Source organism: Nocardia sp. NPDC050713 (assembly GCF_040654315.1).
GTDB lineage: Bacteria > Actinomycetota > Actinomycetes > Mycobacteriales > Mycobacteriaceae > Nocardia.
The window spans coordinates 175207-188068 of record NZ_JBFAHS010000016.1 but is presented as its reverse complement, the minus strand read 5'-3'; the positions used below and the strand labels follow the sequence as shown (position 1 = coordinate 188068).

Genomic DNA, 12862 nt, shown 5'->3' with positions numbered 1-12862 from the left:
TGCGTTCTTTCAGAAGAGTCAGGAGTGGTTGCGCCAGCGGGAGAAACGGCGTTCGAGGGCGACGAGGATCCCGTTGAAGGCCAGGCCGACCAGCGAGATGGCGAGGATGCCCGCGTACATGTCGGGGATCTGGAAGTTCTGCTGCGCCGCGGTGATCAGATAGCCGAGTCCGGCTCGCGCGCCGACCATCTCGGCGGCGATGAGCACCAGGATCGAGGACGCCGCCGCCATCCGGACGCCGGTGAAGATCGACGGGACCGCGGCGGGCAGCACCACCTTCTGGAACAGCCGCAGTGGTCCGAAGCCGAGGGAGACCGCCGATTTGATCAACAGCGGATCCACCGTGCGCACGCCGGTGATGGTGTTCAACAGGATCGGGAAGAAGCTCGCGTAGAGCACCAGCGCGACCTTCGAGGTCTCCCCGATGCCGAGGATCAGCACGAACACCGGAAGCAGCGCCAGCGCCGCGGTGTTGCGGAACAGCTCCAGGATCGGATTCAGGAAGTCGGCCACCGGCTTGTACCAGGCGATGCCGATGCCGACCGGGATGGCGACGAGCAGCGCGAGGGTGAAACCGCTGAGCGAGCGGGTCAGGCTGGTGGACACGTGCTCCCACATCTCACCGCTGGCCACCAGCTCGGCGAACGCCTGCACCACCACCGAGAAGCGCGGCAGGAACACCTCGTCGACCAGCCCGAGCCGCGGCGCGGTCTCCCACAGTGCCAGGAACAGCGCGATCACCACCGTCGGCTTCAAGACCCGCCAGGCCAGCCCGAGGGCCGCGGCGAGCAGCCGGGACGCCTGCGCCTCGACCACCGGCACCGGAGCGGCAGCCTCGAGCTCGGCTGGGGCGGCGGTCTTTTCCAGCACCTGCACTGCGCTAGACATTGGCGTGCCTCCTGTCGTTGCCCGCGGAGCCGATCTCCGCGCGTTCGAGTCCCTGCGCGCGACTCACCTCGGTCTGCAACTGCTCCCAGATCGCGTGCCGGTATTCGCGGAAGCGCTCGCCGGAACGGATGTCCGCGCCGGATTCGCGGTCGATATCGATCTCGAGGATCGACTTCACCCGCCCCGGTCGCGAGGTCAGCACCGCGACTCGCTGCCCGAGATAGACCGCCTCGTCGATGCCGTGCGTGATGAAGAGGATGGTCTTGCCGGTCGCCTTCCAGATGCGTAACAGCTCGTCCTGCAACGACTCTCGCGTCTGGGCGTCCAGCGCGGCGAACGGCTCGTCCATCAGCAGCACCTCCGGGTCGAAGGCCAGGCTGCGGGCGATGGCGACGCGCTGTTTCATGCCGCCGGAGAGCTCGTGCGGGTAGCGGTCGCCGAAGCCCGCCAAGCCGACCAGTTCCAGGTAGTGGTCGGCCAGCTCCCGGCGCTGCGCCTTGCGCAGCCCTTTGGCCTCGAGTCCGAACTCGATGTTCGTCCGCGCGGTACGCCAGGGCAGCAGCGCGTACTGCTGGAACACGATGCCGCGGTCCAGACCGGGTTTGGTGATCGGCTTGCCGTCCAGCAGGAGTCGGCCCTCGGTCGGCTTGCTCAGTCCGCCGAGCAGATCCAGCAGCGTCGACTTGCCCGAGCCGCTGGGACCGACCAGGACGAGGAACTCGCCCTCGTGCAGGTCGAGCGAGATGTCCGCGAGCGCGGTGAACTGCTCCTGCGAGCCGCGGACCGCGAACTGCTTGCGCACTCCCTCGAGGCGCAATTTCACTGCGGTGCCGCTCATTTCGCCGCCACCACCTCTCCGGTCGGGCCGGTCGTCGGTCCGTAGGTCCCGTTGGCGTAGGGGTTGTCCTTGTTGGTGAACAGGTCCTTCGCCGAGAGCTTGCCCTCGGGCAGGTCGCCGGTGCGGACCAGCCAGTCGATCCAGATCTGCAGTTCCTTCTCCGCGATCACCGCGCCGGGCACCGGAATGCCGGGGCTGCGCCAGTACTTCAGCAACTGGGTGTTCTCGTTGCGTCCGCGCTTGTCGATGATGGACTCGAAGCGGGCGAGCACCTCGTCGCGCGGCGTCACCTGCAGCCAGCGGGTGGCGCGGGCCGTGCCCTGGACGAAATCGCGCACCGCGGCCGGATGCTGCTGGAGGTAGTCGTTGCGGAAGACGTAAGTGCCGTAGTCGAACTCGCCGAAGATCGCCTTGTCGGTGAACAGCGGGCGGATACCGCCGCGCTCGACCGCGGTCTCCCGGAACACACCGCCCAGCGCGCCCACATCGATCTGCCGGTTGCGCAGCGCCTCCTCGGTGTTCACCGGCGGCACCACCACGAGCTCGACCTGTTCGATCTCCTGCTCGCTCAAACCCTCTCGGTGCAGCCACTCGCGGGTGACGAACTCGTGGTGCGCGCCCAGGGTGTTGATACCGACCTTCTTGCCGATCAGATCCCGAGCCGACGTGATGCCGGAATCCTCGCGCACGAAGTAGCCGGTGAACGAGAGCTCGTCGGCGCCATAGGAACTCAGGACGGAGGTGACCTGGGCGCCGCCGGACACCAGCTTCACGACGGCGCCGTTGAACGCGCTGCCGAACTCGATCTGCTTGGTGGCCGCGGCCTGGATGTTGGCGGGACCGCTGGTGGTGTCGCCCTCCCAGCGCAGCTCGATCTCCGAGAAGTAGCCGAGATCGGCGGCCAATTCGAACGTCGTGACCTGGCCGGTCTGCCCCTGGTAGCGGAGCACGGACTTGCCATCGGCGGTCGTGGCGGGTTCGGACGAGCCGCACCCGGCCAGAACCGCCACGGCGGTGGGGATGGCGAAGGCGGCGGCGAGTGCGCGGACCACCCGCGGTCGTCGATTCAGGGACAACATCTTTCGGTTCTTTCGCTGAATGCGCCCACCACCCGGAAAAGGGCATGCCGATACGGCAGGTGAGCGGGGGAAGGGCTACCTGATCGAGGGGCGTGGCGCGGCGTGGCGCCACCGCTCAGCGGCGACAGACTCCGTGCGGGACGCGCATGAAGTCCACCGTGCGGCGGCGGATCAACGGCAGACCTGCCTCACCCATGCGGACCTCCCGTGCGCGGCGACCAATAGAACGTGCAAGCACTATCGCCGGGCGGGCTCGCCGCGACAATGGTTCCGCGCAGGGCGCGTAATACTGTGGGCGCCCTTCTGGGCGTATCTCCGCCTGCGCTACGGGCATAGCGCGGGCTGTGGACGGCAGCGCGTCAGAGGTGATACCGCACGACGGGACTCCACAGCACGAAGCTGTCGATCCCCGCGGCCGCTGTCGCGTCGATCTGGGCCTGCACCTCGGCGTGGCCGTAGGTGACCCCGAGGCTGAAGTCCTGCAACCACGGCACCACCTTCGCGCCGGTGCCCTCGGTGACCCGCCGGAAATCTTGCAGTGAGCGCAGCACGATGTCGTAGGGCTGCGCGTTCGGGTTCGCGACGCCGTACTCGCCGGAGTTCCAATGCGAGGGGTAGACCATCGGCGCCACGTAGTCCAGGTGCGCGGCCATCATCGGGATGTCCTGGGCGATCTGATCGGGGCGGGTGACGGCGATGCCGAACACCGCCGCGCTCTGAAAAGCGCCCGCGTCGTGTACCGGGTCCCGGCTCTCGCGCAGGAACTCCGCGATCGAGACGATCGGGTCCACCGTCGCGCCGGGGAACGCCATGCTCGACAGGCTGCCGTCCGGGCGACGGATGTAGTCGTACATGATCTCGTCGAAGCCGAGCGCGGCCGCTTCGACGGCGAGATCGATGTTGTACTTGCGCACCTCGGGGTGCGCGAAGTTGGTGAACGCGATCGCGCCGTAGTGGCTGGAATACGGCCGGCCACCGGGATTCTGCACGACCCAGTCGGTGCGCCCCCCGTGCCAGGCCCATTCGGCCAGCGTCGGGTCGCGGAACGCCACGATGCGGCCGATCACCCGCAGACCCATGTCGTGCAGCTGGGTCAGCGCGGCGCGCGCGTCGTATATCGCGGTGGCAGCGCCGGATTCGCGCGCCAGTGGCACCTGGGAGTCGTAGCCGACGACGCCGTCCTCGTCCTTGATGTCGAGCTGGACGGTGTCGATGCGGCCGGAACGGGCCAGGTCGAGCACGCTCTCGCGCAGTCCGTCGTGCGACCACGCGTGCGCGGTGACGTGCACCGCCCTGATCCTGGGCAGCTCGACGGTCGCCGTGAGGGGCGTTCGGCTCGTGTTGCCCGCCGCGTCGACCGCGACGAGTTCGACGCCTTTCGGCGCGCGGGGCAGGGTGATCTCGAAGGCGCCGTCCTCGGCGACCTGCACCGAGACGGAACCGACCGAGACCGACTGCGCGCCGATCGCCTTGCCGCGCAGCGTGACCGGCTCGCGGTAGGAGCGCACCGGCTTGGTCGGGTCCAGCTGAATCGTGGGCGGCGTCGTGTCCACCGTGACGGAGGCGGTGGCGCGCGGACCGGAGCGCAAGAAGCCGAGCGGGCCGTCCGAAGGGATCTCGGCGGTGAATTCATATGTCCCGTCGGGCAGTACACCCGGGCGATAGACGACGTCGTCACCCTCGACCGCACCCGCCACCGGCGAGCCGTCGAGCTCCAGGCGGACGGCATCCGGATCGTGGCCCGCCGCGTCGACGCGCAGCGCCAGCTCCGGCGCGGCGGCGGCGCCGACGACACCGGCGGGCAGTCCCGTCACCGCTAGCCGCTCTCCCTCGGGCCGAAAAGCCGTGATCAGGACCGCGACGGCGAGAATCGACCCGACGACGGCCACCGCGATCACCGCGAGCCGCCGAGCGCGGCTCTCCGGAACACGTTTGAGCAACGCGCACACCAACTTTCACCTCAGGTTCCCCTACTATCCACGGCGGCGCGCCCGATGTCGGGTATTTCGCCCATATGTCGTCGATTCGATGCGGGGCCCGCGTACGGTGAGCCGATGGCGAGCACTGGCGCCTTCGCGTATCGATGGGCATTGTCGGCACTGGTTTCCGCGCTGTTGCTCGGCTGCGGGACGACGGCGGAATCCGCTGCTCCCGAATCAGTTTCGACTTCGACGACATCCGAATCCGTGCCTGTGCGGGTGGACCCGGCCGCGGTCGGCGCGAACGAACTGGGGCTCGTCCCGGTGCTGATGTACCACCAGGTGACGCCGAACCCGGCGGGCGAATACGACCAGACGCCCGAGGAATTCCGCGCGGAACTCGAGCGGCTGTACCGCGAGGGCTACCGCCCGGTCACGGCGGCGGCCTATATCTCGGGCGTCATCGACATCCCCGCCGGCACCCACCCCGTGGTGCTGACCTTCGACGATTCGACCGTCAGCCAGCTCACGCTGACCGGCGACGGCCGCCCCGCACCCGACAGCGCGGTGGCCGTTCTCGAGGAATTCGGCGCGCGGCACCCCGATTTCCGGCCGACCGCGACCTTCTACGTGAACAACGAGCCCTTCGGCGACGACCCCCGCGCACTGGCCTGGCTCACCGAGCACGGATACGACCTCGGCGCGCACACCGCGTCCCACGCCAACCTCTCCGGGCTGGACGCGGCGGGGGTGCAACGCGAATTGGTGCAGAACCTGCGGGCCGTCGCCGCGGCCGCGCCGGGCGCCCGGGTGCGCACCATGGCGTTGCCGCTCGGCATTCTTCCCGCCGACCGCCGGCTCGCCGCCGCGGGCGAATGGGACGGCACGCCCTACGCTTTCGAGGCCGTCATGCTGGTCGGCGCGGAACCCGCGCCCTCGCCGCACGGCCAGATCGACCCGGCCGGTATCCCGCGGATCAGGTCCGGACGCGGTGCCGTTCCGTTCGATTCGGCGCACTGGCTCGACCGGCTCGTCCAGGACCCCGGCCTGCGCTACACCTCCGACGGCGACCCGAGTCGCGTCTCCTTCCCGCGGAGCCTCGCGGCGGAACTCGGTGCGGCGTGGGCGGATCGGGCGCAACCCTACTGAGCGTCGCGCCGGCTCAGCGGTGCGCCCGGTACTCGGCGAGCAGCCGTCGCACACCGTCGACCAATTCGTCGCGCCACGGAAAACCCAGGCGGGCGGCCACTTCCGCGCCGACATCGGCGAACAGGTCGACCGTGGCGTCCAGCGCGCGCCGGGCGTCGGCGGCGTCGAACCGGCCGAAGGTCTCGTGGACCCGCCGCCAAAGATCGGCGGGCAGCCACTCGTCCATGTGGTGGCCGATGTACCAGGTGTAACGCTGGCGGTCGGGGTCGGTCGCCCCGTACCACTCCAGCATCTGGAGCAGGCACTCCTTCATGGTGTTGTCACGGAACTTCGCCACCCACAACTCACCGCGGTTCAGGTAGATCGGCACCTGAGTGGCCTCGAAGAAGAATTCCTCGGTGACCGTGGTGAATTCGGCGAGATCCGGCACGATCGGCTTCGGGGTCTCACCCGTGGGCGCGGGGAGTCTCGCGGCCAGACCGGTGCGGTCCCAGTGCACGCGGAAGCCGCGCTGGTACAGCTCGTCGAGCCCGTGCTCGATCATGTCGGTGAGGCGTTCCTCGCCCGCGACGGTGACATCGATCTTGCGCCCGCCCGTGAACACGACGAGCAGGGGAGCGGGCCACGGGCGGTCCTCGTCCTCGTCCTCGAAGGACACGGTGAGCAGGACGGCGCCGAAACGGTCCAGCCAGCTCTGGTCGGCGAAGAGGTCACGCCACTGCGGAGTGATGATCTCCAAGTCGAGATCGGAGTATCGATCGATCCGGTCGCCGCGGCCGCGCGATCCGGTCTGCACGAGCGCGGTGATCCGGTCGTCCTGTCGCGCCCAGGCGACGACGGCGGCGAGGAGTTCCTCGGCATCCTCCATGGGACGACCGTACCAAGGAGCGGAATTCCGGCGGGCCAGATGGGATTCGGGCTGAAGCCGGGACCCGAGTCCCAGCTGACCTGCTCGGCGATGGTGGGCGCGTTTCGGGGGCATCGCGACCCACCCTGCAACCTCGGGGCTACCGAGGTGGTTCCAGCGTAAGCCAATGGTTTGCTATGCCAGCTCGTTTCGGGTGAATGACGCCGTGTCGTTACCGAAAGCACGCAGACAGAGTGTGTTTCTGGTCCTAATTCGCCGGATGTCACAAGGTGTTGCGCGATGCCTGCGAAGCGGTCACGGTCGCGCCACGAACGGCGCGTCGGACGCCACGTCGGGCAAAGAGTTGGACCGATCGGCTATGACAAGGCACACTTCACCGTGTATTACCGCGGATTCTGTGTATCCCTCAGTGGTCGAGTGATTCGTGACCCCGCCCCACGGGCGGGACGCAGGAAAGGTCGTGGTCGATGATCCGGGAACGCGTGGACAAGGTCGTGCTGTCGGCGATCGACAAGGGCGCTCGCTGGCAGACGCCGTTGGTCGAACGCTACGGCGACTGGCTACGCGCCGCGCATCCGGACGAAACGCCCGAGCAGGTACTCGAACGTGTGCAGCGGCACTACCTGACCGCCGTGACGGCGAGCGGCGTCACGGTCGGTATCTGCGCCGCGGTGCCCGGCATCGGCGTGATCACCGGCTTGGCCGCGATGGGCGTGGAGACCGTCTTCTTCGTCGAGGCGTCGGTGCTCTACGCGCTCACTTCCGCCGCGATCCACGGCGTCGAGCCCGAGGAGGTCGCCCGCGAGACCGCGCTGGTGTCCGGGATCGTGTTCGGACCCGGTGGCGTCCAGTTCGTCGGCAAGAACACCGCGAACTCGGCCAAGAACTGGGCGTCCGAACTCGCGAACCGCATTCCCGTCGTGTCGAGTCTCGGCGAGGGGCCGGTCAAGCAGATCGTCGTGCGGACCATCGCCAAACGCAGCGTGCTCGCCTTCGGCAGGGTGATCCCGGCGGGCATCGGCGCGATCATCGGCGCGACCGGCAACCGCGTGCTGGCCAAGACGGTGATCTCCAACGCGCGCAACGCATTCGGCCCCGCTCCGGCGAGCTGGACCGCGGTCGAGCTGGAGGAGGAGCAGCGCGAAGAACCGCTCCTCGACGCATGAGGAACCGAAGTGAAGCTCTGGCGCGAGGCGGGGAATGCTGGAAGGGCTACTGCTTCGTGGTCCCGTAGCGAGTCTCGCGCGGAGTGGCAGGCCGGGCGCTCGAGCCGAACATGACGCGCTGCCACCACGGCTCGAGTCGGCTGGGTTCGGGCCAGATGACGATGGCGGGATCGGGTTCGGACTGCTCGGTTGCGGCGTTGTCGACCATGCGTGCCTCCTCGGCAGTGGGCTGGGCGCCGACATAGTCGTGTCGCGGTACACCGCGGCGTGCGACATTGCACCGGACCGACGGGCGAAACCCAAAGACTTCCTGCCCCCAAACGAGATGACGCGAACAGGACGCCGACCCACTTCGTATTCCAGGTATCGACAATTTTAGCTGATGTCAGCGTTGCCGGGCCGAAACTTTTCGGACGGGGTCCCCGTACTCAGCCCGGTTTGCGAACGCTGAGACAGGTGCGGCGCCCGATTCCGGCCGGTAGGTGGCGTGATATCGGTGCACGGTGGGAGTGTGGGTTGATGGCGACGGAGGAGAATTTCCGGTGCGCGGGTGGTCCGCCGAGGCGGGTGATCAGATCCTCGGCGGCGCTCGTGGCGGCGCTGGCACTCTTGCTCGGCGGGCTCGTCGGGTGCGGTGAGCAGCGCGGCGTCGTCGCGGCCGCGCCCGGTGAGGTCGTCTCGGTGACGCAGGTGCTCGGCGCGACGACGGAGCAGACCGCCGCGTACCTGAACCAGTGGGCGATTCAGACCCCGGTCCGCAACGGCGTCGACGCCTACCGGGTCGTCTACCGCACCTTGGGGCCCGACGGCGACGGCACCACCGCCAGCGGCCTCGTCGTCCTGCCCCGCGGCGAGGCGCGCAAGCTTCCGGTCGTCAGCTACGCGCACGGCACGATCGTGCGCAAGGACGAGGCGCCGTCGGCCGACGCCGAGACCGATCGGGCGCGGACCGTCCTGTTCGCGGCCGCGGGCTACGCAGCGGTCGCCCCGGACTACCTAGGTCTCGGCGAAGGCCCGGGTCCGCACCCGTACGCGCACGCGCCCACCGAGGCGAGCGCCTCGGCGGATCTGCTGCGGGCCGCCCGCGCGGTGGCCGAGCGAGAGGGCCGCGAACTCGACGGCACGCTGCTGGTCACCGGGTTCTCCCAGGGCGGCCAGGCCGCGATGGCCCTGGCCCAGCGGGTGGCCGCCGAGCCGGAATCGGGGTTCACCCTGGCGGGTGTCGCGGCGGTGAGCGGTCCCTACGCTCTCCGAGAGGTGCAGAAGCCCGCCGCGTTCGACGGCCGGATCACCCCGCGCGCCGCGGTGCTCTACATCGCCTACTGGCTCACCGCGATGAACCGGATCTACCACCTCTACGACGATCCGAGCGAGGCGTTTCAGCCGCCCTACGCCGAGCGCGTCGAGCAACTCTTCGACGGTCGGCACGACATCCTCTCCGTCTCCACCGGACTACCCGCCACCCCGCGCGAACTGCTGACGCCTCGGTTCCAGGAACTCGCGCTCGACCCGACCGGCGCGGCGCTGCGCGCCATGACCGACAGCGACGGGGTCTGCGACTGGACGCCGCCTGCGCCGGTGCGGCTCTACGTCTCCTCGGCCGACCGCGCCGTGCCCGCCGCCAATGCCGAGCTGTGCCGGGCGGACCTGGGCGACCGGGCGAGCGTCGTCGATCTCGGACCCGTCGACCACTCGGCGACCGTGCGCTTGGCGCTGCCGCGAACACTCGACTGGTTCGGCGAGCTGGCCCCCGCTCCGTGACAGCTTGCGCGATCGACGAAACATCTTGTCGGGCAATGCCGCTGGTGAAACTCGTGCAGGTGGCGCGGGCGGCGATCATCGGTATATTGACCGTCAGGTCGGGGCTTCGATAGGAGAGATTCACTGATGCGTCAAAGATTGACGTTCGGCCTCGGCGTCGCGTCCGTCGTCATGGCAGCGGCCGGGGTACTCGCGCCGCAAGCGGTCGCGCAGGAGCTCGCGCCCGGCGTTTCGTGCGAGGGATACAGCTGTCGCAACGACACCGACGACACCTACCGGGTGGAGTCCGTTGTGACGTGCTCGGATGGGGTCGGCCAGGTCCCGGTCGTGACGTACGCGCGGCCACGGGCCACGACCGACCTGGTGTTCGTTTGCCCGACCAAGACCATTCCGGGCCAGTTGCAGCAACAGCCGCCGGTCTTGAACCCGAATGGTCCGGGGTACGTCAACCCGCCGCCCACGATGGGCCCGCCGGAGATGAAGATCACTCATCCGGTGCTCGTCGAGCACCGCGGTGCCGTGGTCGACAACAACCCGCCGCAGGAGCCTTCGGGCTCGGCGAACTGATCGTCGCGGAAGGCGGGGTGCTCGCCGCCCCGCCTTCTCGCGTTGGGGTCAGGGAAGATTCGTTCGCGCGATCGGCATCGGCTGCTCGGGACCGCGCGCCTGCTGAACCGTGGCCGCCAAGACATCGGTCGCCGGAACGGGCGCGCGCCGGTATCGGCCGCGATGACTGGCGACGACGCCCGCCGCGATGGCGATCAGCACCGCCATCGCGGCGGCGAGCCAGTTCTTGCGCGACAGCCTCCGGGCCCGTCGGCGCGATACGGCCTCGTCGAGTGCTCGCATCAACCGGTCTTCCAGACCGGCGGGCGGGGGCAGGGCATCGAGAATGCTCAACGCGGCCAACGTTTCTCGCGTCGCGCCGACCATCGCGTCGAACTCCGCGGCGCGTGTCCGATCGGCGGCCGCGCGTCGCCGCTCGATGAGTTCGCGCTCGATCTCGGTGACGGCGTGCATCGCGTAGGGGTAGGCCAGCTCGAGCAGGTCCGCGTCGGGCTGTTCTGGGGGGATCATCGGGTGTCACTTCCTGTCGGGCATGCTCTGCCGTCGTCGCGCGCCGAGCCGGCCACGGTCTGATTCGATAGAAAGGACTTCGGTCAGCTCCCGCGCGCGGATTGGTCGATCAGGCGGTTTCTCGCGGCCAATGTGTGAAATTTGCGCGTTTCACCTCGGGGATCGGTGCGTCGCTGGTGAAATGGGTTGGCGATATTCGGGACTCGGCCCGCGCCGGAGCGGCAGGAGGTGCTCAGGTGAATCGATCCGACCGTTCCGCCAGGGGTCGGGTGCCGATCCTGCTGATCTCGGCGGTGATCGCGGTGGTCGCCGTGATCGCGCCCGTCGTCGCTCGTGCGGAGGCGGACGCGGGTTGTCCAGCGGTCGCGGGGGTCTTCCTGCCGGGGACCTGGGAGACGAATCCGTGGGCGGACGAATCCGCGCCGGTGGGCATGCTCGCGCCGCTCGCCACGGCGCTGGCGACGGGTCTCGGCGACGCGTTCGCCTTCCGCTTCCCGGCCTACGAAGCCGCGGCCTTCGACCGCATGCCCTACGGCGACAGCAAGGCGACCGGCGTCGAAGCGGCGACGCGCGCCATCGACGAGCTCGGCCGCGACTGTCCCGCAACGAAATTCGTCCTCGCCGGATACAGCCAGGGCGCCGACGCGATGGGTGACGTGGCCGCGGCGATCGGCTGCACCGGCGCACCGGTCGCCGCGGACCGTGTGCTCGCGGTCGGCTTGCTCGCCGATCCGCGCCAGGGCACCGGCGGCGCGACCCTGGTCGGCCCGCCCGTGCCGGGGGAGGGCATCGCCGGGCCGCGTCCGAGCGGGTTCTGCGCGGTCTCGTCGGTGACAGCCCAGATCTGCGCGACCAAGGACAGGTACTGCTCGACCGACGCGGCCACCCACCCGCTGCTCGCCTCTCTCGGGAGGCTGCTCGCCCAGCCGACCGACGCCGACCAGACCACCGTGGACGACTCGAACACCACCGCGCTGAACAGCCTGCTTGCCTCCGACTTCGGCGACGTGCGCCTGGCGGAGCTGCCCGCCGCGATCGACCAGCTCGGTGGATACGGTGCCGCGGGGGCGCGCGCCACCGCGCGGCTGGCGGCCGCGGCGGGTGGGTTGGTCGCGACGCTGCGCCCGCTGCGTGAACTGGCGGGCTGGATGGACGAACATCCCACGGCGCGAGACGAACTCGCCGATGGCTCGGCGTCGGAGCGGCTGGCGGCGGCCGTGCTGGACGGGGTGGCCCGATCCGATATCGGTGCCGCGCTGGCCGTGCTCGACGCACTCGCGGAGCCCGACCGCGAGCCCGCCGCTGTGACCGGCCACGCCGTTGCCGTCGTCGCCGACGTGACCGCGCCGCTGCTCGAGCTGGTGCGCACCGAACCCGAGCAGACGTTGCGCGAGGCGTGGCGGGTGCTCGCCGAGCTGTGGCCCTCGGTGCTGATCGGGCGGATCGCGTCGGTGGCCGCCGACGCCGTCCATTTCGCGGCGCGGCTGCCCGCCGTCGGCGCGGCGCTGGGCCGCCTGGCCGATATGATCGCGAACGGTGTCGACTTCGCGGCTGTCGTGCGCGAACTGTACGACATTGTCGCGCAACTCAATTCGGCGTTCGCGCCGCTGCTGCGGACGGTGGGCGAGGACCTGCGCGAGGTGTCGCGGCTGCTCGGCCTGATCCCGGACGACAGCGGCGCCGTTCATCTCGCGGCGCAGTTGGTGCGCGCGGTCGCGGAGATCGACGCGCCCGCGCTGGTCGGTCAGGCGACCCTGTTGCAGGACGATCTGTGGGACGTCGTCCAAGCGTCGCGCTCCGGTGCGCCGCCGCTCGACCTCGCGGCACGGGTGCACGCCGTGCTCCCGACACTGTTCGGCTTCGTGACCCTGGCCGCGGACGACCTCACCGGCGCGGCGGGCGCGGAACTGCACCGGCTCACCCGCGACGTGCTCGGCACGGTCGGCGGCCAGGGACCGGACGCCGTGCTGCGCCTGATCTCGGAAGCGTTGAGCGCCACCGCTTTCGTCACCTCGGGCGCGCACCAGAGCTACGGCCACTACGTCATCGACGCCGACGGCCGAACCGCCGTCGACTGGCTGGCGCGGTGGTTCCTCGACCGCGCCGGGGACGCGTGA

12 protein-coding genes are annotated in these 12862 nt (G+C 69.6%); 5 read left to right on the top strand and 7 right to left on the bottom strand.

The features are described from left to right. Nucleotides 1-18: 18 nt before the first annotated feature. The 4 genes from AB0H49_RS27075 to AB0H49_RS27060 form a co-directional block, all read right to left on the bottom strand. A complete protein-coding gene (locus AB0H49_RS27075) occupies nucleotides 19-888 on the bottom strand; it encodes an ABC transporter permease (protein ID WP_357255483.1) in 870 nt (289 codons plus the stop codon). Then, the gene (locus AB0H49_RS27070; protein ID WP_355003129.1) at nucleotides 881-1726 is read right to left on the bottom strand and encodes an ABC transporter ATP-binding protein; all 846 of its coding nucleotides are present in this window, start codon (nucleotides 1724-1726) and stop codon (nucleotides 881-883) included. Before AB0H49_RS27070 ends, AB0H49_RS27075 begins: the two co-directional genes overlap by 8 nt. After that, nucleotides 1723-2805: an ABC transporter substrate-binding protein gene (locus AB0H49_RS27065; RefSeq protein WP_357255480.1), complete on the bottom strand. Its 1083-nt coding sequence runs from the start codon at nucleotides 2803-2805 to the stop codon at nucleotides 1723-1725. Before AB0H49_RS27065 ends, AB0H49_RS27070 begins: the two co-directional genes overlap by 4 nt. Nucleotides 2806-3164: 359 nt before the next feature. Continuing rightward, a complete protein-coding gene (locus tag AB0H49_RS27060) occupies nucleotides 3165-4745 on the bottom strand; it encodes a putative glycoside hydrolase (RefSeq protein WP_357255479.1) in 1581 nt (526 codons plus the stop codon). Nucleotides 4746-4859: 114 nt separating this feature from the next. Here AB0H49_RS27060 and AB0H49_RS27055 point away from each other — a divergent pair, with 114 nt between their 5' ends. Continuing rightward, nucleotides 4860-5873 carry a polysaccharide deacetylase family protein gene (locus AB0H49_RS27055; protein ID WP_357255477.1) on the top strand — a complete coding sequence of 338 codons (1014 nt, stop codon included), beginning with the start codon at nucleotides 4860-4862 and terminating at the stop codon, nucleotides 5871-5873. Nucleotides 5874-5886: 13 nt separating this feature from the next. Here the strand turns inward: AB0H49_RS27055 and AB0H49_RS27050 are convergent, their stop codons facing one another. Then, entirely contained in the window at nucleotides 5887-6741 is an 855-nt protein-coding gene (locus AB0H49_RS27050) for an aminoglycoside 6-adenylyltransferase (protein ID WP_357255475.1), read from the bottom strand. A gap of 467 nt (nucleotides 6742-7208) precedes the next feature. Between AB0H49_RS27050 and AB0H49_RS27045 the strand changes: the two genes are divergently transcribed. After that, a complete protein-coding gene (locus tag AB0H49_RS27045) occupies nucleotides 7209-7907 on the top strand; it encodes a hypothetical protein (RefSeq protein ID WP_357255473.1) in 699 nt (232 codons plus the stop codon). 46 nt (nucleotides 7908-7953) lie between these two features. On the opposite strand, the gene AB0H49_RS27040 is transcribed toward AB0H49_RS27045, so the two are convergent. After that, a complete protein-coding gene (locus AB0H49_RS27040) occupies nucleotides 7954-8115 on the bottom strand; it encodes a hypothetical protein (protein ID WP_179831081.1) in 162 nt (53 codons plus the stop codon). Nucleotides 8116-8426: 311 nt separating this feature from the next. On the opposite strand from AB0H49_RS27040, the gene AB0H49_RS27035 reads away from it, so the two are divergent. Both AB0H49_RS27035 and AB0H49_RS27030 read left to right on the top strand, forming a co-directional pair. Continuing rightward, entirely contained in the window at nucleotides 8427-9668 is a 1242-nt protein-coding gene (locus AB0H49_RS27035; RefSeq protein ID WP_357255471.1) for a hypothetical protein, read from the top strand. A 126-nt stretch (nucleotides 9669-9794) separates the two neighbouring features. Continuing rightward, a complete protein-coding gene (locus tag AB0H49_RS27030) occupies nucleotides 9795-10235 on the top strand; it encodes a hypothetical protein (RefSeq protein WP_357255469.1) in 441 nt (146 codons plus the stop codon). Between the two features lie 48 nt (nucleotides 10236-10283). Here the strand turns inward: AB0H49_RS27030 and AB0H49_RS27025 are convergent, their stop codons facing one another. Further along, nucleotides 10284-10745, bottom strand: a complete 462-nt coding sequence (locus tag AB0H49_RS27025; RefSeq protein ID WP_357255467.1) for a hypothetical protein — start codon at nucleotides 10743-10745, stop codon at nucleotides 10284-10286. Nucleotides 10746-10981: 236 nt separating this feature from the next. On the opposite strand from AB0H49_RS27025, the gene AB0H49_RS27020 reads away from it, so the two are divergent. Further along, complete coding sequence (locus tag AB0H49_RS27020; RefSeq protein ID WP_357255465.1) at nucleotides 10982-12862, top strand: cutinase family protein; 1881 nt, start codon at nucleotides 10982-10984, stop codon at nucleotides 12860-12862.